General features: G+C 45.6%; 18 protein-coding genes and 3 tRNA genes. 9 read left to right on the forward strand and 12 right to left on the reverse strand.

Annotated elements, in window-relative coordinates; genetic code table 11:
- Positions 1-89 precede the first annotated feature (89 nt).
- The 4 genes from L4D74_RS21900 (at position 90) to L4D74_RS21915 (ending at position 1,287) form a co-directional block, all read left to right on the forward strand.
- Positions 90-174, forward strand: a tRNA-Tyr gene (locus L4D74_RS21900).
- 83 nt (positions 175-257) lie between these two features.
- Positions 258-342 (forward strand) — tRNA-Tyr (locus L4D74_RS21905).
- Between the two features lie 83 nt (positions 343-425).
- Positions 426-510 (forward strand) — tRNA-Tyr (locus tag L4D74_RS21910).
- A gap of 234 nt (positions 511-744) precedes the next feature.
- Positions 745-1,287, forward strand: a complete 543-nt coding sequence (locus tag L4D74_RS21915; RefSeq protein WP_428754618.1) for an outer membrane beta-barrel protein — start codon at positions 745-747, stop codon at positions 1,285-1,287.
- A gap of 120 nt (positions 1,288-1,407) precedes the next feature.
- Here the strand turns inward: L4D74_RS21915 and L4D74_RS21920 are convergent, their stop codons facing one another.
- The 3 genes from L4D74_RS21920 to L4D74_RS21930 all read right to left on the reverse strand — a co-directional run bounded on the left by L4D74_RS21920 (position 1,408) and on the right by L4D74_RS21930 (position 4,279).
- Positions 1,408-1,944, reverse strand: coding sequence for a GNAT family N-acetyltransferase (locus L4D74_RS21920; protein WP_428754619.1), 537 nt, complete (start codon positions 1,942-1,944; stop codon positions 1,408-1,410).
- A gap of 51 nt (positions 1,945-1,995) precedes the next feature.
- Positions 1,996-3,165, reverse strand: a complete 1,170-nt coding sequence (locus L4D74_RS21925) for a BamA/TamA family outer membrane protein (RefSeq protein WP_428754620.1) — start codon at positions 3,163-3,165, stop codon at positions 1,996-1,998.
- A gap of 223 nt (positions 3,166-3,388) precedes the next feature.
- The gene (locus L4D74_RS21930) at positions 3,389-4,279 is read right to left on the reverse strand and encodes a Tim44 domain-containing protein (protein ID WP_428754621.1); all 891 of its coding nucleotides are present in this window, start codon (positions 4,277-4,279) and stop codon (positions 3,389-3,391) included.
- Between the two features lie 263 nt (positions 4,280-4,542).
- Between L4D74_RS21930 and L4D74_RS21935 the strand changes: the two genes are divergently transcribed.
- From L4D74_RS21935 to L4D74_RS21945, 3 genes are all read left to right on the forward strand, one after another.
- Positions 4,543-5,133 carry a TetR/AcrR family transcriptional regulator gene (locus tag L4D74_RS21935; RefSeq protein WP_428754622.1) on the forward strand — a complete coding sequence of 197 codons (591 nt, stop codon included), beginning with the start codon at positions 4,543-4,545 and terminating at the stop codon, positions 5,131-5,133.
- A 17-nt stretch (positions 5,134-5,150) separates the two neighbouring features.
- On the forward strand, positions 5,151-7,025 hold the full coding sequence (locus L4D74_RS21940) for an MFS transporter (protein ID WP_428754623.1): 1,875 nt from the start codon (positions 5,151-5,153) through the stop codon (positions 7,023-7,025).
- 122 nt (positions 7,026-7,147) lie between these two features.
- On the forward strand, positions 7,148-8,080 hold the full coding sequence (locus L4D74_RS21945) for a YeiH family protein (RefSeq protein ID WP_428754624.1): 933 nt from the start codon (positions 7,148-7,150) through the stop codon (positions 8,078-8,080).
- On the opposite strand, the gene L4D74_RS21950 is transcribed toward L4D74_RS21945, so the two are convergent.
- Positions 8,081-8,629: a hypothetical protein gene (locus L4D74_RS21950; RefSeq protein WP_428754625.1), complete on the reverse strand. Its 549-nt coding sequence runs from the start codon at positions 8,627-8,629 to the stop codon at positions 8,081-8,083.
- 151 nt (positions 8,630-8,780) lie between these two features.
- Positions 8,781-9,323, reverse strand: coding sequence for an outer membrane beta-barrel protein (locus L4D74_RS21955; RefSeq protein WP_428754626.1), 543 nt, complete (start codon positions 9,321-9,323; stop codon positions 8,781-8,783).
- Between the two features lie 140 nt (positions 9,324-9,463).
- On the opposite strand from L4D74_RS21955, the gene L4D74_RS21960 reads away from it, so the two are divergent.
- Complete coding sequence (locus tag L4D74_RS21960; RefSeq protein WP_428754627.1) at positions 9,464-11,146, forward strand: SgrR family transcriptional regulator; 1,683 nt, start codon at positions 9,464-9,466, stop codon at positions 11,144-11,146.
- Positions 11,147-11,258: 112 nt separating this feature from the next.
- Here L4D74_RS21960 and L4D74_RS21965 read toward each other — a convergent pair whose 3' ends face one another.
- The 7 genes from L4D74_RS21965 to L4D74_RS21995 all read right to left on the reverse strand — a co-directional run bounded on the left by L4D74_RS21965 (position 11,259) and on the right by L4D74_RS21995 (position 18,887).
- Positions 11,259-11,441: a hypothetical protein gene (locus L4D74_RS21965; RefSeq protein ID WP_265675902.1), complete on the reverse strand. Its 183-nt coding sequence runs from the start codon at positions 11,439-11,441 to the stop codon at positions 11,259-11,261.
- Between the two features lie 71 nt (positions 11,442-11,512).
- The gene (gene menE / locus L4D74_RS21970; RefSeq protein WP_428754628.1) at positions 11,513-13,042 is read right to left on the reverse strand and encodes an o-succinylbenzoate--CoA ligase; all 1,530 of its coding nucleotides are present in this window, start codon (positions 13,040-13,042) and stop codon (positions 11,513-11,515) included.
- Positions 13,014-14,006 (reverse strand): o-succinylbenzoate synthase, encoded by a 993-nt coding sequence (gene menC, locus L4D74_RS21975; protein ID WP_428754629.1) that lies wholly within the window; start codon positions 14,004-14,006, stop codon positions 13,014-13,016. Before menC ends, menE begins: the two co-directional genes overlap by 29 nt.
- A gap of 110 nt (positions 14,007-14,116) precedes the next feature.
- Positions 14,117-14,983, reverse strand: coding sequence for a 1,4-dihydroxy-2-naphthoyl-CoA synthase (gene menB, locus L4D74_RS21980; RefSeq protein WP_428754630.1), 867 nt, complete (start codon positions 14,981-14,983; stop codon positions 14,117-14,119).
- A 25-nt stretch (positions 14,984-15,008) separates the two neighbouring features.
- A complete protein-coding gene (gene menH / locus L4D74_RS21985) occupies positions 15,009-15,863 on the reverse strand; it encodes a 2-succinyl-6-hydroxy-2,4-cyclohexadiene-1-carboxylate synthase (protein WP_265675906.1) in 855 nt (284 codons plus the stop codon).
- Positions 15,853-17,583 (reverse strand): 2-succinyl-5-enolpyruvyl-6-hydroxy-3-cyclohexene-1-carboxylic-acid synthase, encoded by a 1,731-nt coding sequence (menD, locus tag L4D74_RS21990; RefSeq protein WP_428754631.1) that lies wholly within the window; start codon positions 17,581-17,583, stop codon positions 15,853-15,855. The genes menH and menD overlap by 11 nt, the downstream gene beginning before the upstream one ends.
- Positions 17,580-18,887, reverse strand: a complete 1,308-nt coding sequence (locus L4D74_RS21995) for an isochorismate synthase (RefSeq protein WP_428754632.1) — start codon at positions 18,885-18,887, stop codon at positions 17,580-17,582. The genes menD and L4D74_RS21995 overlap by 4 nt, the downstream gene beginning before the upstream one ends.
- Before the next feature lie 232 nt (positions 18,888-19,119).
- Here L4D74_RS21995 and L4D74_RS22000 point away from each other — a divergent pair, with 232 nt between their 5' ends.
- The gene (locus L4D74_RS22000; protein ID WP_265675909.1) at positions 19,120-20,334 is read left to right on the forward strand and encodes a pyridoxal phosphate-dependent aminotransferase; all 1,215 of its coding nucleotides are present in this window, start codon (positions 19,120-19,122) and stop codon (positions 20,332-20,334) included.
- The last annotated feature ends 68 nt before the right edge of the window (positions 20,335-20,402 follow it).

Raw genomic sequence — 20,402 nt, forward strand, 5'->3', positions numbered from 1 at the left:
TTGGTTATAACCAGATAAACGGTTATAACCAGATAAACACACTTGAGTCGCCGCGTTGGGAAAACAGCGAAACAAGTATAAAACACCCTGGAGGGGTTCCCGAGTGGCCAAAGGGATCAGACTGTAAATCTGACGGCTCTGCCTTCGATGGTTCGAATCCGTCCCCCTCCACCATATTTAGTTTATTTGGTTATAACCAGATAAACACACTTGAGTCGCCGCGTTGGGAAAACAGCGAAACAAGTATAAAACACCCTGGAGGGGTTCCCGAGTGGCCAAAGGGATCAGACTGTAAATCTGACGGCTCTGCCTTCGATGGTTCGAATCCGTCCCCCTCCACCATATTTAGTTTATTTGGTTATGACCAAATAAACGCACTTGAGTTACTGCTTTGGGAAAACAGTGAAACAAGTATAAAACACCCTGGAGGGGTTCCCGAGTGGCCAAAGGGATCAGACTGTAAATCTGACGGCTCTGCCTTCGATGGTTCGAATCCGTCCCCCTCCACCATATAAAAAAAACCGACTCTTTGAGTCGGTTTTTTTTCGTCTGAACCTTTTAATATAAATACTGCCGAATATCATCACAAACCTAGAGCGGAGTGCTACATAGAACAACTCGCCTTACATTGTAAGAAATGTAAACTAATACAATAAGTTAACTTACTCCCGCTTACAGCAACTCTTGAATGTTCGATGATAAGATCTCTCATGTCCTAATAACAATATCCAATGAGAAATCAGAATGAAAAAAACACTATTAGCACTTTCCTTGATCATAAGCTCTGTGTCTGCATCATCCATGGCGAGCGAAGGCTTTTATCTTGGCGCCGCCTACTCAAAGATGAATTATGACGCAGCGTTTGTGGCCAGCAATGAGGTCGAAAATGGCTACGCCGTAAATGGTGGATACGACTTCCCTATCGGCAGCTTTTTCGTGATTGGTACTGAAGTTGAGTACAAGAACTTAGGCTCGACAACAGAATCCATCGGCAGCGACTACTATAAGCTGTCTATGACCTCTTATGGCGTTAACGTGCTGCCAAAGCTCTACATCGGTGACCACTTCTACGCGCTGGCTAAATTCGGTTTTCATAAAATCAATTCCGAAATAAGCACTAACGTTACGACTGATGCTACCGCGGTATCTGACACCGCTTCGGTATATGGATTGGGCGCAGGATACGATATTTCCCCAAACTTTGCTATTCAAGCAAGCTACGAGATCCACAATATTGCTGTCTACAATACGTCTTCCGCCAACATTGGTGCAAAGTTTAACTTTTAATTCTTAATGGTTAACAACGCCTCACAAGTAGGCCATCAACGAATGGGCTACTTGTGATTTTTTAAAACAAAGGACCGTAAGTAACTTTAAAAATACAGGGGCGTGTAAGTAAATTTGAGGCTATTCACTTACCACACGTTCAGACAGCGGCTGGTAATACTCAATCACATCGACATCTATGCCGTTTAATTGAGTAAAGGCATTAATTTCTCGAACTGGACGAAAGCCATTACTCTCCAATACCTTTCTAGAGCCTAGGTTAGTGGTTACCGCGTGTGCACGAACCTCTGTCAGTAAACTTGATTCACGTAATTGCTGGAGCAATAACCTCAGAGCCGATGAAGCAATACCTTGCTTAAGGTAATTGTGTCCGATTCGATATCCAATCTCTGCCTGAGTGGGTGTGGACTCTTTAACATTGACATTAATACGACCGCAAATAGCGCCTGACGGTGTCTTGATTAACATAGGAAACATTAAACCAGCGCGATGATATAGAAGGAACTCTTGTGTCTGAGCTCTAACACCCTCGAGAGAATAAAAGCCATCCTCACGGGGAGGAACATGTTGTTCAAACCACGCTTGATTTTCTGTTTCGAATGCCAGCAACGCCGCGCAATCATTAAGGTGAAGCAAGGTTACCTGTATGCCTTCCATCGCTTATCCCTCGTCAATACAGTATTAACATAGACAGGTTGGGTAGTCCGTCTAAAAGACCTCATTGACATGGAAGTAAAAAGTACCACCATGCTCACCATAACCGATGTCGGCACGAACATTCACCGTATCTTTAATCTTCAATCGAAAGCCTGTCCCTGCGCTCGCGAGGGTATTGTCCCATAAGCCTGACACATCATTGGAAACCGTACCTGCCGCCCCCCAGAATACGACTCCGACACGCCAATAGACAGGCAATCTGTATTCAACTTGCCCCATCATCATTTGGTTGTCACGGTAACGCCCAAGAATGTACCCACGCATCGCATCTGAGCCGCCGAGATCCGGAAGATGATTCCATGGTACTTCACCCGACGTTAAATTGGCCTGAACTTGCCACGCAAGCAGGCCTGGCATCGGCGCCAATGCCAAATACTGCGATGCCTTTAATGAATACTTGCCAAAGTTTTCTGAGTTGGTGGTGTCGTGATACAAGCCAATATCAGCCTGCAATAACGTGCCTCGAGAAGCATTGGTGACGTTATCGCGTGAGTCATACACATTCGAAACAAACAGCCCATAGCTGGTGTTATCGGTAAGCTCTGATGCGACCCCCTCTTGAGTAGGCGTGTCAGACTTTATTTCATGCGGCTTGACCGATTTGATGTTACCGCCAAAGCCAATAAAGTAATCACCAGAAACACGGTTAAGCCAAGTCGGCTTAATGTCTATGACCTGTTCTTTAAAGTTGACGAGATTACCGTCTTGCTGACCATTGTCGTAGCCTTGGCCGTAGTATGTGGCCGCATCATCAAAGATTTTAAGATCTGTATAAAGACGATTATCGCCGCCATTATAAAAATGCTTATTACTTAGCGTGATCCCAGCAGAGCCGTTTGAAGAGGCATACGGATTCACAACCAAAGATGAAGGTTGCCCTGTGCCATCCGTTTCATCACCGTATAAGCCAACGTACAGTAACCCTAACCCTAGCCCTTGTTCTGGTTTGTAGAATACCGCGGGAATATAACTGGAATTTAATCCTTTTGATGAATCATATTCCGACTCGGCACCGAACACATCCAGCACTTTATCTAGTGCGTCAGTGGTTGCATTGGGCTCTGCCTCAAAAAGGGGGACAACGTCTTTAGAAGCTGCGGTAGCCTGACTGATGCCGATAAAGGAGAATCCAAAAAGAAGAGTAGAAAATAGATTGCGCATAAATTGAGTTCTTAAATTCATCACTGATTGAGACAAACGAATGTGTCGAAGTATACGGGAAAATAATCCAAGACGTGCAAATATCCAGTCAATTGCGGCAACGATGCGCAAATGACTGCTGCCAGATATAAAAAAACCGTGGCCTTTGCCACGGTTTCATTCGGGTAATAGCAATGACAGAAACGCTAAACTCTAGGGGTTGCGTTATGAGCCAATGCTTACCTTAACCTTGAATACCCACTATCAACCATGGTGCATTCGGCGCTGTCAGATCACGCTCTAGATGCCAGATATCCTCGATATCTTCCTCAACACCCTCGGCAGCATCACGGTAACGACCTGAGAACTGTAGGCTTAGTTGAGCTTTATTTGCATCATAGTCACCACGTACAATTTCAACATCCACGTACATAACGTCAGTGTGTTGTTCACCTTCAAGTTTCGCACGCTCTGCCATTAAGTCTTGTAGCAAGCTTGGCGATACATACTCTTCAATAGTATGCAGTTCATTATGGTTCCACGCACCTTGTAGGATTCGGTAGTGCTCACGAGCACCATTTAAGAACGCCGCAGAATCAAAGCCTGGTGGGTAATTATGAGGAATATCACTTTGTCCAGCCGCACCAAAACCACTGCCTGTTGCCGCGCCCTGAGGCTGCTCAAAGCTTTGGAAGTTTTGTTGTGTTTGCTGCTTTTGCTCAAACGGATTGCGTGCGCCGTTGCCGCCAAATGCTGGCTGCTGTCGCTGCTGGTTCATACTACCCTGCTTAGCGCCGAGCATGCCTCTCATTAATTTGAAGATAACAAAAGCAATCAGACCCATAATCAAAATATCCATAAATTGGATACCTTCAAACGCGCCGCCAAAGAATGCTGCCAATAAACCGCCAGCGAGAAGACCACCTAATAGTCCTCCCATCAGCCCTTTCTTACTGCCTGCTTTATTTTGATCCTGTCTTACCGTATTGGTGTTCTGCTTTTGTTGTTTTGGCGCTGGCGCCGTTTTAAAGCTTTTACCAAACGATTTGCCGCCACCGAATTTCTTCGCTTCAGCAACAGGATTCACCGTTACTGCAAGTACGAGTAACGCGATGAAAGAGAATAAACGTTTCATTCTGTACCTTTTTTATTATTACGCAAAATCGTAGACTCTACGGTAGGGAATACGATGGTTAACGAATCATATACTGAGCTTAGCACTAAAGGAAAGCATCATATGATCCGACTTGTTTCAGAATATTGCACGTTTGTTGCAAACATCGTAGAAATTACTGAACGATTTAGCGATGATCTCTTCTTATACAAGGCTTCATCAGTTGACGCTGGTAGTGCCTCACTCTAAAATAGTGAACTGTGTTCAATTCGATTATCACTATCATGGCCCGTAGAAACGATCATACAAGGGAAGAGCTTGTCCAGCTAACACTTAGCACGGTCAAAGACTACCTTAGCGAAAACTCACATCACACGCTTAGCCTGCGAAAAATCGCCACGCTGATCGGCTATGTGCCAAGCACCTTGGTCAACGTTTTTGGTAGCTATAACCTTCTATTGTTACGAGCCGTTGCCGAAACACTCGATGACTTATCAAGTGAAGCAAAAAATGTGGTTGAGAATGCTCAAAATCCAGAAGAAGCGCTTTATGCTTTAGCGGCTTGCTATCACGATTTTGCCAAGCAATCGCCTTATCGTTGGCAATTGATTTTTGAACATAATATGAACGGTGATCGTCTACCAGAATGGCAAGCACAACGTATCGATGGAATGACCGCTATGCTTGAAGGTTTACTCTCTGTTCATAGACCCGATAAATCTCACTCTGAGGTACTAAAAGCCAGTCGTGTGTTATGGGCTGGCGTACACGGTATTACATTACTGAGTGTTGATGATAAATTTTTCTCTGCCGAACCTATCGACGGCAACGAGCTTATTCGAGATCTGATCTCGAAATACCTACAAAGCTGGTAACACCACAAGGAACGGCAATGCCACACTCGAAATCAGGCTCTTTGCTCTCGCAAAGGCGCTTTTTACCCTATTTCATTACTCAATTTTTTGGCGCTTTCAATGACAACATTTTTAAAAATGTATTGCTATTGTTCGTTGCGTTTGCCGGTCCCCAAGTACTACCGGTATCGAGTAACTTATTTATTAACCTAGCGGCGGGTCTATTCATTCTGCCCTTTTTCCTATTCTCTGCCTCTGCGGGGGTGCTTGCAGATAAATACGAAAAATCATGGTTTATTCGTAAAGTTAAGCTCATTGAAATCGCCATCATGTGCTTGGGTGCCATCGGTTTTATCACACAAAGCTACGGTATTTTGCTCTTTTTGCTGTTCCTTATGGGGACACAATCGGCATTTTTTGGTCCAGTGAAATACGCATTGTTACCTCAACAGCTAAAGCCTAATGAGCTCCTTTCTGGCAACGCCCTCGTTGAAACGGGAACATTTATTGCCATTCTTGTAGGGACACTAGGTGCTGGGATTATTGCTTCGGCTGAGCATGCCAACTATGTCGCGGCAGCGAGTGTCGTTATTTTTGCTATCGCAGGTTACCTATCAAGTCGCTACATTCCAGAAGCCGCCGCCAGTGCTCCTAACTTGAAGTTTCGTTGGCAGCCAATTAAACACACCAAAGAAACGCTGAAAATTGCTCATCAAGATCGTGTGGTATTTCAGTGCATCATGGCGATCAGTTGGTTCTGGTTTTTAGGGGCCACTTATCTAACCCAATTCCCCAATTTCACTAAAAACCATCTCATGGGTAACGAAGCGGCCGTGTCTTTTCTACTGGCCCTATTTTCTGTTGGCATCGCGTTAGGCTCTATGCTGTGTGACAAGATGTCTAGAAACCGCATTGATATTGGTATCGTGCCAATCGGTAGCCTTGGCATCACCATTTTTGGGGCGCTCATGGCCTATGCTGTTCCAAGCCATTTACCGCAGTTTGATACGTTTTCCATGTTTGTTGCACACTCCGAATTATGGCCTGTTTTTGGTTTCTTGCTGATGCTAGGTATTTCTGGTGGCCTCTTCATTGTGCCGCTTTACGCACTAATGCAACAACAAGCGAAAGAAACAGAACGCGCTCGAGTGATTGCCGCCCTTAATATCTACAACTCGCTGTTTATGGTAGGCAGCGCCGTTTTAGGTATCGTCACCTTGTCAGTGCTTGAATTAACAATCGTGCAGCTGTTTCTTGTTCTGGCATTATTGAATTTTGCAATGGCGGTTTACTTGTTTCGACAAGCGCCTGTTTTTGTCGTTTGCTCTATCGTCCGAGGTTTAACGGCATTGCTTTACCGAGTCAATCTAAAGAACCTTCACCACATACCTAAAGAAGGCGGTGCATTGATCGTTTGCAATCACGTCAGCTATATGGATGCGGTGGTGGTAACCGCTGCCTGTCCACGCCCAATGCGCTTTGTTATGGAAGAAGATTACGCCAACTTTAAACCAGCACGTCGCTTCTTTAAGGGCTTAGGTGTCATCCCAATTTCTGCGACCAAACAAGGCTCCATTCGCCGAGCCTTTGGTGAAATTGAAGAAGCATTACGTCAAGGTGAAGTCGTGTGTATTTTCCCAGAAGGACGCCTTACCCCAGACGGTGAAATGAACGAATTTATGCGTGGTGTTAACTTGATTATGAAACGCTCTCCCGTTCCCGTCATTCCAATGGCGCTTAAAGGACTATGGGGTAGCTATTTCAGTCGCCACAAAGGGCGTGCTTGCAAAGGTCTACCAAATCGATTCAGAGCCAAACTGGAAGTTGAAACGGGTGAACCGGTAGAACCTAGAGAGGCAAGCTGCCAAGTAATGTTTGAAAAAGTGTCTACGCTGCGTGGCCAATATCGCTGATTAACGCGCTACATGTTCAGTATTATTGAACGCTAGTTCACTAATATTAGATTTTTCTATCCAGTCAATAACGATAGGATGGCAATACTTATATTCGCCATCCTATTTATTTACGGTTACCCATGCTGACCTTGCTTCGATCATCTCCGCTGTTTTTTCTAGCCTTACTTGTTTGCCTCACCCCTTGGGTCTCATCACCAATCGCATTGATTCTGGGTTTTCTGCTCACAACCTTCAGCTTAGTTCCACGTGGGTTGCCATTGGCAAAATTCACCAAAACGCTGCTCGCCTACTCTATTGTCGGACTGGGGTTTGGGATCCATCTCGATCAGGCCATTCAAGCCACTAGCCATGGTATCGGCATTATTGTAACGACTATTTTCGGCACGCTAATCATTGGTTGGTTTCTTGCCAAACGTATGGGTGTTGAAAAACAAACCGGATATTTAATTGCTTCCGGGACGGCGATATGTGGCGGAAGCGCCATCGCCGCTGTCGCGCCCGCGATTAATGCCGATGACGAAAAGATTGGCATTGCGCTCGCCACCGTATTTGTGCTTAATTCTGTGGCTCTGTTTGTATTTCCAGTCATTGGTCATGCGTTACAGCTTGATCAGCACACCTTTGGTACATGGGCGGCCATCGCCATCCACGATACCTCTTCTGTTGTAGGGGCAGCATCGGCGTATGGTGAAGAAGCCCTGACAACCGCAACCACGCTTAAATTAGCTCGCGCGCTATGGATTGTGCCTGTCGCTTTTATTAGCGCACTGATTTTTAGCAGTAAGCAAAAGAAAATCACCATCCCTTACTTCATTGTGTTTTATTGCGCCGCGATTTTAGTTAGTGACTACTTTCCACAATTTGACGTCGCCTACCAAAGCATCTTCGCACTTTCGAAACAGTTATTGGTGGTGTGCTTATTTTTGATTGGCTGCAGCATTTCTGTTGATAAACTCAAGCAAGCCGGAAGTAAACCCATGATCTTTGGTGTTACTCTGTGGCTATTGATTTCGACGATTTCGTTGGGTTGGCTGATGACCGGTTTTGCGTAGTTAATCAGAAGTTACACCGCAAAGATAACCCGCGTCTTTGTTAGCTATGTCGAAATCATCACACGATAGCCAAGGTATCGTGTGATCCAATTCTGAGTCTAAACGCTTAAAAAAGAACTCATATACTTTAGGGTTGGTTACCGGTTTACCCAATGCGATTGATTCTATCGAAACAAAATCCCCCTCCGATGTGATAGCGGGCATCGTTGCGCCTTCTTGACGTCCAATGCTCACTTTCACATCCACTCCCCCATTGGCTTCATACGCCTTTACTATCCAGTTATCCGCCCCGTTTTGCGTCGACAAAATAACATATCTCCACCACTCTCGGCTCGCAGACAATTGGTCATCAGGGTACGTAAATTCGAAATCATGATCAGATTTTTCTAAAACCGATCGGGCGGCATCAAGTGCTTGGTTTTTTGTCACTCCATCATAATGACGCGTCGTGACTTGGTGCCACTCCGAACGAGACAACTGGGGTGCGGTTGCACAACCTGTCATAATAATTGCGGTCACAGCCAAGATAAAAATGGTTCTAGAGTGCATTCTTGTTACCTATTGATTTATTGCGATTGTTTTCAATTGGTACCACTGAAGTCTGAACGACTCCCGATACTGGGAGTCTTCACTTTTTTGGGGTACCATCCATCTTTTTGCCACTATGCCGTCGGCTCTCTATCTCTCATTATCTAAATCTCTAAAATTGATAACCAACATCGACCAACCATTGACCAGACTTGAATCCGTTCGTTTCTTTTGAGTAACTAACACCAGTCATAATGTGCTCGTTGAATTCCCCTTTCACTCCGACTGAAGCAACAAAGCTATTATTAGTTTCGTTTTGTCCGCTTCCTTTTATCTTATCCCACGACCAACCTGCAGTAACATAAGGCTTAACCACGACAGAGTTTGAAACGTGATAGGGCATCCCATAACCGATAGCAGCTTGATATCGGTCTAAATCAACCGAGTGACCATACTTTTTCTCAGCATCGGAGTTAGAGTTCAAATTTCCTGATGTTGTTGTGACTCGAAAATCAGTAAATAGGCTCTCTTTTAGCGAGGGGACGAGATAGCCTTGAGAGAAAACCGAGTAGCCTTGTAACGTACTTCCATGGCTGTTGTCGGTTGCATACCCTGCGCCTACCGTGATGCCTGAAAAAAAATCTTTCATTGTGGCCGCTTGGCTAAGCGTTGATACAACAGAGAGTGATAAAAAAGCAACGGTTGCTTTGTTCATGTTACATACCTCATTTTATTGGCTTCCCCTAGTATTTCGCAGGGCGAACGATTAAAAGAGGACCATCTACTTTTTGACTATTCACCTTTTTTATTTTGATCTACACTTTTGCCTACATTCCGTATTATTCGAGGTATTTTGTGGACAAGTCTGGCAACGTCATTCAATTACAACGCCTTAAGCAATTGGAGCAACGGTTTCATCTCACCCGCGCCATTGTAGATAAAAATCAGCTATCAGACGTGTTCGTATGTTCAACGCGGAATGTCACTAAGATAATGAATAACCTAGCGTCTTTAGGTTGGGTAGAGTGGCACCCGGGGAAAGGTCGTGGCAATAAATCTACGCTGTTAATTCTGTGCTCGTTTCAGGACCTACTCACTGAGCAATTGAAAATAATGATACAAAATGGCGGGCTAAACGAAGCTTTTAAGTACGCGACTATTTTTCACTATCAACATATTTTCAAACAAAAACTGCCAGAATGGTTAAAAGTATATTCTGATGACCTTGAGCGCTCTGATGAACTCAATGGATTGGTGGGTTATTCATTACCTCCTTGCCACCCTATGACGATGACAGAACTTCAGTCTGGGATATACGTGAATGCGATGTTTGATACGTTAATCCGATTCAACTCTGTAAGCGATACCTTTATTCCTCACTTAGCACACCAGTTCTACCAATCGAATAACACTTACTTTTTTCGAATTCGTCCGGACGTCTATTTCCATAATGGCGAGTTACTGACACCAGAACATGTAAAGAGCCACATGATCAAACTCACCAAACATACACCGTTATTCACGAGTGTAAAATCGGTGTCAGTCAACAAACGTTGGCTTGAAGTCACTTTGCATCATGATGACCCGATATTTTTGCATGCGTTAGCTGACATTCATTGTAGTGTTTATTTGGATAATGAGCGTGACCCAGAGTTTCCATTTGGCACAGGATGCTATCGCTGGGAGACTCGCCTTCCTGAACACTGGTCGCTAATTAAGAACGAGCAATACTTTGGGGTACACGGGATACTAAAACGAGCGGATTTCTGGGTGGCGGATTCGAATATGACTGACCAGCTTGAACAAAATAATATCAGTGTTCAAACCGAGGTTGCAATGCACAGTGAAAAGGAACGACAAGCCCACTCAAAGCGTACCACCCATTACCGACTAAAAGGGTGCCAAGCGGTGTGTATTGCTCACCATGTTCCCGTTCATGTCCGAGAACAACTGGCATCAAGGTTAAAACGTACCTCACATCAGCACTTTTCTACCTCTCAATCAACCCAACTGTCGTGTCAGAATCTGTTTGGCGACGACTTTAATACATCAACATATTTGGCAACGAGTGATCTAGACTCAAATGAACACTCCGCATTAGGGGGGGAAACAATAACCTATTGGAATAATGAAAATAGTGCCTTAGCGGCAATGTTAGAGAGCCTATCAAGTACTGGGGCGACTCTAAAACCCACCAATGAATTAAGCGAAGCGGATGTCTGGCTAAACGACTATTTGTTTGGTCATGACATATTACTTGACCAGTTTTATTGGTTGCTTGCTAATAAAATGACTGAGCAATTACTTCCTCCCGTTCTTCATAAGCAATGGAAAGATGCGATTGCACATTCCAGCCACTTATCTCAGCTATTTTTAGATATTGAAGAAGTATGTAAGCAGAAACACTTCATTGTTCCTCTGTGGGGGAAAACCGTTTCGTTCACCACCCATGAGTCACTTCGAGGAGAAAGTACGGATTCGCTCGGTCTGATGAATTTATCTCACCTATGGTTTGATAAGCGCGATCATCAGCGTTAAAAGTATGTCATTACAATGGATGAGCAACATGGCATGCATCGTACCGTTTAAATGCCGAATTGATTGCGAATAACCGACTAACATACATGCGAAAAAAGTATCGTTTTTTTATTCATTTACTGCTGAGCATTGATTGAGGCGGTTTAGTCGACGATGTTGTACGGCGCTTTACACTAACGAACAACACAACGGTGAGAATGAATGCGGTGAGCTCCGCCATTGCCCGTGGCAGCCCTTCCGTGGAGAGTGCCAGTAAAATCTGCAGCACAATTGCTATTCCAAGAGTTATATTCATTCCATTTGCTCACGTCATTATCCTAGAGACATTATGGTGAGCAATGACCAAAGAGAAAATTCCGTTTTGGACTATGAAATAACCACATAGTCAGACTGCGCGCTTGATAGCCAGATTTTAACTTGTGCCCTTGATATTTTAATACCTGACGACGCCAATGATTCTGGTAGATGATAATACGCGACAGGATATTTAAACGTCTCTAAACCAGTGCCTTTAAGTCGTTGGTTCATTACTAACTTTTCATCTGAGCTCCATTCGCATGGACTCATTTCTGAGTCATCACTATTAATATTTGCGCTTTGTATTACGGCAACGGGACGCGCACCAAACTCATCGCAGCCAACAGGTACGATAATGGCCTGAATAATATTGGGAAGTCGATTTAATACCGCTTCTATCTCTTCACAGTGGATATTTTCCCCACCTGAGATAAACAAATTGTCTGCTCGTCCAGTCACAAGCAGCTCATGATTTTCACTCCAGCGCCCCAGATCCCCGGTATCAAACCACCCATCCGTTAATGCCAGCGCTCGAAGGTGTCCTTGATAGAAGTAGCCTTGAGACAATACTGCCCCTCTGACCTGTATGCGCTGATCTTGTAACTTAACTTGTCGATTGGGTAAGGCGGTACCAGAAGAATACTGTTGGTCAACGAGCTTGGCCGTGACGGTTGATGCGGTTTCTGTCATGCCGTACCCCATCCACATTTCAATGCCCAAAGCTTGAGCTTGTTGGATCAAATCTGCAGGGATATGACTGCCACCCAGTAACACGCGTTTAAGCTGATTGGGAATACGCTGATCGATAATTCGTTTCAGCTGCGTGACAACCAAAGACGCATGACTGACATCCACGATGTCTTGGCTAAATACACCACTGGCAAGTTTTAACTGTGCACCGACGGATAGCCAACGCCAGATAATCGCCAAACCGGAGACGTGAAACATAGGTAGGCTAAGCAGCCAGCTGTCGGTGTCACGATACGTAAACCGCTCTAACAATCCTCTTGCGGATGCTAGGTGCTGCTCAACCGTGTGAACGACCGCTTTAGGTTGACCGGTCGATCCTGAGGTAAAAATAATCGAGGCGCGTTGGTTTAGATCAGTATCGCTGAACACCTCAAGTGACGGCCTTTTCTCAAGGTGCGATTTATTCTTGAGTGAATGTAGACGTATTGAACAACAATCTCTTGTGAGATTCTGCGCAGTAAAATCGATACCAGAATCTGAGCAGTCCCATAGGTAGGCTTTCTCGTTCGCTTTGTATAGCGTCTCTAGCCTGTCATTAATATTTGATGATGCTGACACCAATGCCGGTATCGCACTATGAGCGATACACGCCAGATAAGCGAACACAAAATCAACTTCTGATCGCCCTACTAGGCATACCACGTCGTGAGCTTGTACGCCTTCGTCAATTAAGTATTGTTGGTATTCCTGCACCGTATTCTGGATCTGCTGCCAAGTGTAAGGGCGATTCACCGTCACTAACGCAGTATCATTGGGCTTATGCTTCGCCCACGTTGTCCACAAATTCACGCGCTCATGGTCTCCATAGCCTGCCACTTGGTTACGACTGCCAGTACAACGTCTGCTCATCGAGTGTTACGACCGGAAGCCGACATTTTGGCCACGTCACTTCAAGTTGGGCGGCGAATAACTGCATTGTATCAAGCCCCGGCGTTTCGTTTGGAAGTTGCCATTGAGAAAAACGAGCCAGGTGATTAAGACCGATACTGCTTTCTAAACTCGAGCTAATGACGACTTGGATACCTTGCTGATGCGCCGCTTCAATCAGAGCGATGCACTTCTCTAAGCTACCGACCAAAGTAGGTTTAATAATCAGCGTTTTTACGCCGGTTAACGATTGGACCGAAAAATCCGATGCTCTCACTGCTTCTTGTAACGTTTCATCCCACGCAATCGCTATTCCGGTATCAATAGCAAAAGACAGACTATCTCCCGGTGTCTTGCAAGGTTCTTCGATAAAGTCGATACGCTGGCGCAGAGATGGGGCGATATAAGAGGCAAATTTGGTCGCTTTTTCAACGCTCCACGCTCGATTAGCATCCAGTCTCAACGTCAAATCTGGTATGGATTCTAAGAATAGGCTGACGATCATACCATCACGGATCGCTTCATACATACCTACTTTAATCTTTGCGACTTTACGACCGGGCATCGTATTGAGGATAGGAAGAAGGTCATCGGGATCACCAGAACACAACGGCGCCGCCTGATAGTTGCCACTGATCGGTAAACGATTAGACAGCTCCATGGCTGCGCAAGATAAGCCAAATGCCACTGAAGGAAAGCACTCGTCAAGGTCAAAGTCGGGATGGTCTTCTTTCACCCATGATTCAAGGTATTGCTGCGCTTGAGTGCCAGCTTCTTGTATCGATTCCTGACTAAAACCCGGTAGCGGTGCGATCTCGCCCAACGCCTGTTTGCCGCTTTCAATCAGTTCAACAACCCACCCTTCACGTGAGGTAAGTTTGGTATCTCGTAAGATCACGCCACTGTCCATAGGTAGCGTGTAGCGATAAAGCTTTGCTTGTCTCATGGTCAACATCCCGCGTTTAAATAGTAGTTTTGATCAATTTAGAAGTATTGAAGGTAGCGGTCGTCGGCCGCTCTTCCTATCAAAAAGAGCGGCATAACTACCGTTGTCGCTTAAGGGTTACGTGGAAATTTATGGAAATCAGGACGACGTTTCTCATTAAACGCATTGCGCCCTTCTTGTCCTTCTTCCGTCATATAGAACATCATCGTTGCGTTGCCTGCAAGCTCTTGCAGACCAGCTTGACCATCGCAATCGGCATTTAATGCCGCTTTAAGGCAACGTAGTGCCATTGGGCTGTGTTGCAGCACTTCACGAGACCAACGGATCGATTCTTTCTCTAGATCAGCAACCGGCACCACCGTGTTAACCAGCCCCATCTCCACGGCTTCTTGAGCATCATAAAAACGACACAAGAACCAGATTTCACGCGCTTTCTTTTGGCCAACGATACGCGCCATATAAGAAGCGCCCCAACCGCCATCGAACGACCCTACTTTCGGGCCAGTCTGACCAAACTGAGCGTTGTCTGCGGCAATAGTTAAATCACACATCATATGTAATACGTGACCGCCACCCACAGCCCAACCTGCTACAGCAGCAATCACTGGCTTAGGACAGGTGCGGATCTGACGCTGAAAGTCGAGAACATTTAAGTGGTGCGTCCCCGTATCATCTTGGTAACCACCGTAGTCACCACGAACGGACTGGTCCCCACCGGAACAAAATGCCTTTTCACCCAAGCCCGTTAAGATAATTACACCAACATTTTCATCATAGCGCGCATCGGCTAACGCACGGATCATTTCTTGAACGGTACGAGGCGTGAATGCATTGTGAACTTGTGGTCGTGCAATAGTAATTTTCGCAATACCATCTTCAGATTTGTGATATTGAATATCTTCAAAGTCACAAGTAACGTCAGCCCAATTTACGGGTGCATAAAGTTCTTCTTCGGTTAATCCAACTGTTTTTGCCATGGTATGTTCCAATGTTAGCCACCGTTTAGTTCGGTGTGTTTATATACTTGAGCAGAGCTGAGGTAAACGCCTTAGGGTGCTCTTTATGAACGTTATGTCCCGCATGCGGAACCACGTGATGATTTAGGCCGCTAAGCCTTGCCAGTGCAGTGAACTTAGTATCATTTGCACCACTGATGAATAACGGCGTATGACCGGAGTCAAAACTCAGTTGTTGCACTTTGTCTAGTAAGTACGGCTGCCGCCCTAATGAGGTGCTATCAAGCATCGCACTTAATTTGTTGCCTAGGTTAACACTTCGCTTCACGATCAAAAGTTGTCTTTGCTCATGATTTAATGAAGAAAACACCGGCTGTTGGTACCAGTCGGCTAAAACCTCTGCAATTTTTTCATTCTGAAAGCGTCTTGCCCAGACTTGATCCGCCATTAGGCGTTGCTGACGCTCATCATGGCTTTGCAGGCCAAAATTGCCGCCTTCAATGACCAGCCCTAAAATTGGGTTTGTACACCATGTCTCTGGATGGTCCATCGTTAAGCGATACATCAGCAATCGCGCCCCCAATGAATAGCCAATTAGACACACGGGGGTCACTGGGTCAATTTGGTATTCATCTAAAGCACGTTGAATTGCCATACCCAGTAACGAACTTGCCTCTTCAAACCCAGAGCATGTGACGTGGGCACTTAAGCCATGTCCTGGCAAGTCTAGGAGCAAACGTGGGTAATCCGTCAGCTCATCGGTGACGTTACACCAATCATCGGTCGAACCAAGAAAGCCATGCACAAAGACCAATATAGGTCGATGCGTGTGCGGTTGGCATCCCGGCAGGAACCGCGTGCTCAGTAAATGAGAGTTTAGTAAATGATCGTTATTCGGCATGATGCAAGTGCGGGAGTTTCAACGCTTTCACCTGCTGGGCAAGCGAACGAATGTGACCGCCGACTTCTTCGCTAGGCGTGTTCACTTCCACTAAGAGCGTCTTTGTACCGTTCGCTAAGTGATTAAGCAGCGTCGACTCAAGCTCATCACTTGATTGAGGCTGGCAATACTGCAACCCAAATTGCGCAGCCGCATGCTGGAACGTGAAACCATGAGGCATTTGATAGCAAGCGACTTTTTGCTCCACAGGAACCGGAAGTAAATCAAAAATCGCGCCACCATCATTGTTCGTGACCACTATGACGTTCGGCTTCGTTGAATGACTAAACAACGCTAACGAATTCAAATCATATAAGAGCGAGGTATCACCGAGATACATCACAATTGGCGACTCTTCGGCACGAGCAACACCACTCGCCGTCGCCACTAGCCCATCAATTCCTGACGCGCCGCGATTGCTATAAGTACGACGTCCATGAATCGAAGACACCATATCAACAAGCCGAACAATAAGGCTATTACCCAAGAACAACGGTATCCCTTCGGGTAAACCCTGCGTACTTTTCGCGACATCCAATTCACTTATTGTTTCACTCGGAGCCGATAAATGTTGGGTCGCAGAGGCAAACCGAGTCAAATCATCTCCCCAGTGTGCATATTGAGGTGACGTTAACATCGCCAATGCATCCCCTAGCCACTGCTTTATATTCACCGACAAATGTGTCATCGGCAAATGGTCAGGGTTGATACGATCCCAATGCTCACTGAGCAAGACGCAGCGGGTGCCGCTGGTCACTTGTTCCTTTAACCATTGGTTAAGCCTTTTAGACACAAACCTGGCACCAACTTGCAAGACAAAATCGGCTTGTGAAAGATGCTGATGTGCTACTTGATTTTGCAACCAAAGATCATAATGTTGCCAATCGCCACCTTGACCCGATTGAGGGTCAAACAAAATCGGCCACCCCAACGATTGAGCCAACGCGGCCGCCTGATTGGCGATAGTCAAGCTCGTATTCCCAACAAGAATGACCCCTTTTTTCGCCTCTAGACCCAGCCTATTTACGCTCTCACTATAATCACCAACGACAGGTAATTCATATCGCACATAAACATCATCACTTGCCAGCCAGCTTTTGATTGAGCCTCGATACGCCTCAAACATCGATTGGTCTTCCCCGCCGTACAATGGCTCTGGGTAAGGACAGTTGATGTGAATGCTTCCACCATTTTGCTGTTGCGAGACAAACGCCGAATCAATGGTGGTTAGCAGCCAATTTAATGAAACAGCGGTATTAGGAGAAGGCAACCCGACATATTTGGTCACGTGATGAGAAAAAATACCCGTTTGCACTATGGCTTGGTTTGCGCCGCACTCCACCAGCTCGATCGGACGGTCAGACGTCAGCAATATCAGCGGTTCTTTGGTCAGCATAGACTCGGCAACAGCAGGCAGTAGATTAGCCACCGCAGTGCCTGACGTGACAATAACCGCGACCGCGTTATTGGTCGCTTTTGCTAGCCCCAGCGCGAGAAAACCCAACCCACGTTCATCAAAATGGGTATGCAAGGTAAAACCACCGTGTGCGACCGCTTCTAATGTTAACGGTGTGGAGCGAGAGCCGGGAGCAATGCAAAGGTGGCGTACCCCTTGTCGATACAGCGCCTCCAACATGACCTTTGTCCACACCCGATTTAATGCGGCTTGGTGTGCCATCATGATGCCACTCCAAGTAACGGATGCTCTGTAATCAGGCTAAGCAAGGTCGACATTTTTTTATCCAGCTCTTGCCATTCGTGCTCAGCAACAGAACCGGGAACAATGCCTGCGCCCGCAAACAGTTGCAATTGGTCTTCAACGATCAGTGCACTACGAATCGCCACACAAAACTCGGCACCATCGTGACTAAGATACCCGACAGAGCCGGCATACCAGCCACGAGCAAAAGGTTCATTTTGCTCTATGTACTGCATCGCAGCCTGACGCGGTAAACCCGCCACCGCCGCCGTTGGTTGCAACGCTTGCAACAACTGCACGCCATTAATTCCGGCCTTAAGTTGGGCATGAATGTTACGTTTCAGATGCTGAACTTTTCGCAGACGAACCAAACGAAGCTCTTCTTCTATCGCAACCATGCGTGAATGCGGCGCCAAGCTTTGCTGAATATCATCCACGACATACTGATTTTCATTAATATTTTTAACGTCTTGGGTTAGCCAGTTAGATAATTGCATGTCATGAGAGGCATTCCCTCCTCGACCTATCGTTCCAGCTAATGCTTCCGTCTCCAGCTCTTGCCCGCGGCGTCGATACAAACGTTCGGGTGTTGACCCAACAAAGCTATGCTTGGGAGACAGCGCCATTAAAAAGTGAAAGCTATGATGGTTGTTCAAATAACTGGCTTTTAACAGTTGAGCGGGAGAAATTGGCGTTTGCAGATCAATTGACGTTTTGCGTGCCAGTACCACTTTTTTAAATTTATTGTGCTGAATTCCCTGCAACACATCATCAACTAACTGACCCCATTTTTCTTCTGTAGGGGTGTGCGTCATCGCTACTACCGAGGTAGAAATAGGAGGCAAGTCCTGATGGGAAACAATCAGCCGCTGGAGAGCTCGTATTGATATATCAACGTTTGTCCCGATATTGACTGCTAAGCGCCAGCCTTTATCAAAACGAATCAATTCAATTTGCGGTAAAAAGAAGAAAGCAGGCATGCAACGGCGGTTCTTGGCCGTATGACCATCAAAAGAACGTCCACCCCATACACGCTGATTGTGGCCTAAAATCGCATACGCAGGAGCTGGTTCAGAAAACGTATGCAACTGACCTAACGCCACGACTTCTTCACGGGTGTCTCGCGACTGCCAATAGAATTTTGGGTAATGAGGTTGCACATCTAACCAGTCAATACTTGATGACTTGGGTTTACCATCCAATGGTTGCTCGAGACGCTTTGTACCCGGCGGTACACTCTTCAACTTATCAAGAAGCTGGATAATAGCTGGTTCTAAATGAGACAAATCAACCTCAAAACGATTTCTTTAATTTAATCAGTAATACAGAAGCTACTGTATTTATACCTACAGGATAGATCAAGCGCCATTACCCTAATTTGCTAGCCACGTGTTGTAGCACGTCACAACCAGATTTATATCAACACTTTATTTGTGCGTTTTCTTAGATTTTTATTCTAAAAAAACGCAATCTGGTGTAATTTGGTAAAGAAATTATCGGATTTTTAGGAACATAACAATGAAAAATATCGAGATGTCGTCAAAACTCGATAATGTCTGCTACGACATTCGAGGACCAGTACTCAAACATGCTAAGCGCATGGAGGAAGAGGGGCATAAAATCCTGAAACTCAATATTGGAAACCCCGCCCCTTTTGGTTTTGACGCCCCCGATGAAATCTTAGTCGATGTGATAAGAAATTTACCAACATCGCAAGGTTATTGTGATTCCAAAGGTATTTACTCCGCTCGTAAAGCTGTGGTGCAGCACTATCAAAAGAAAGGCATTCACAGCCTCGACGTTGAAGACGTCTATATCGGCAATGGCGTATCTGAGCTTATTGTAATGGCGATGCAAGCTCTGTTAAACAACGGAGATGAAATGTTAGTTCCCGCTCCTGACTATCCTTTATGGACAGCAGCGGTTTCTCTGTCTGGTGGCACGCCCGTTCACTACCTCTGCGATGAGGAAGCCGATTGGTACCCAGACCTAGATGATATTAAGAAAAAGATTACACCGAAAACACGCGGTATTGTGCTTATCAACCCGAACAACCCTACGGGTGCAGTGTACAGTCGCGACTTTTTGCTTGAAGTGATCGAAATTGCTCGCCAGCATAAGCTGATTATTTTTGCTGACGAGATTTATGACAAAGTTCTTTATGATGGCGCAACACATATTCCAGTAGCAACGCTTGCTGAAGATGTACTGGTTCTAACCTTTAATGGCTTGTCTAAATCGTACCGTGTTTGTGGCTTCCGTGGCGGTTGGATGTTTTTAACAGGACCAAAAGAACATGCGGTTGGTTACATCGCCGGTTTAGAAATGCTCGCTTCCATGCGACTTTGTGCCAACGTGCCTATGCAACACGCCATACAAACAGCGCTTGGTGGATACCAAAGTATTAATGAGCTCATTCTTCCCGGCGGTCGATTACTTGAGCAGCGAGATCGTGCGTACGATCTTATTACGCAAATTCCGGGTATTTCTTGTGTGAAACCGAAAGGTGCCATGTACCTGTTCCCAAAAATTGACACTAAGATGTACAACATCAAAGATGATCAACGCATGGTACTCGACTTTCTCAAACAAGAAAAAGTACTGCTAGTACAAGGCACTGGCTTTAACTGGCCAAAGCCCGATCACTTCCGCATTGTGACACTACCACATGTCGAAGACCTTGAATTGGCCATTGGGCGATTTGAAAAATTCCTGACAACATATAGCCAGTAACTCTTTCATATTATTATTAATAAGCCTATTCTTATTGAATGCCGCACTGTGAGGTGCGGCGTTTTATT

The organism is Vibrio cionasavignyae (genome assembly GCF_050337155.1).
Taxonomy (GTDB): Bacteria; Pseudomonadota; Gammaproteobacteria; order Enterobacterales; family Vibrionaceae; genus Vibrio; species Vibrio nomapromontoriensis.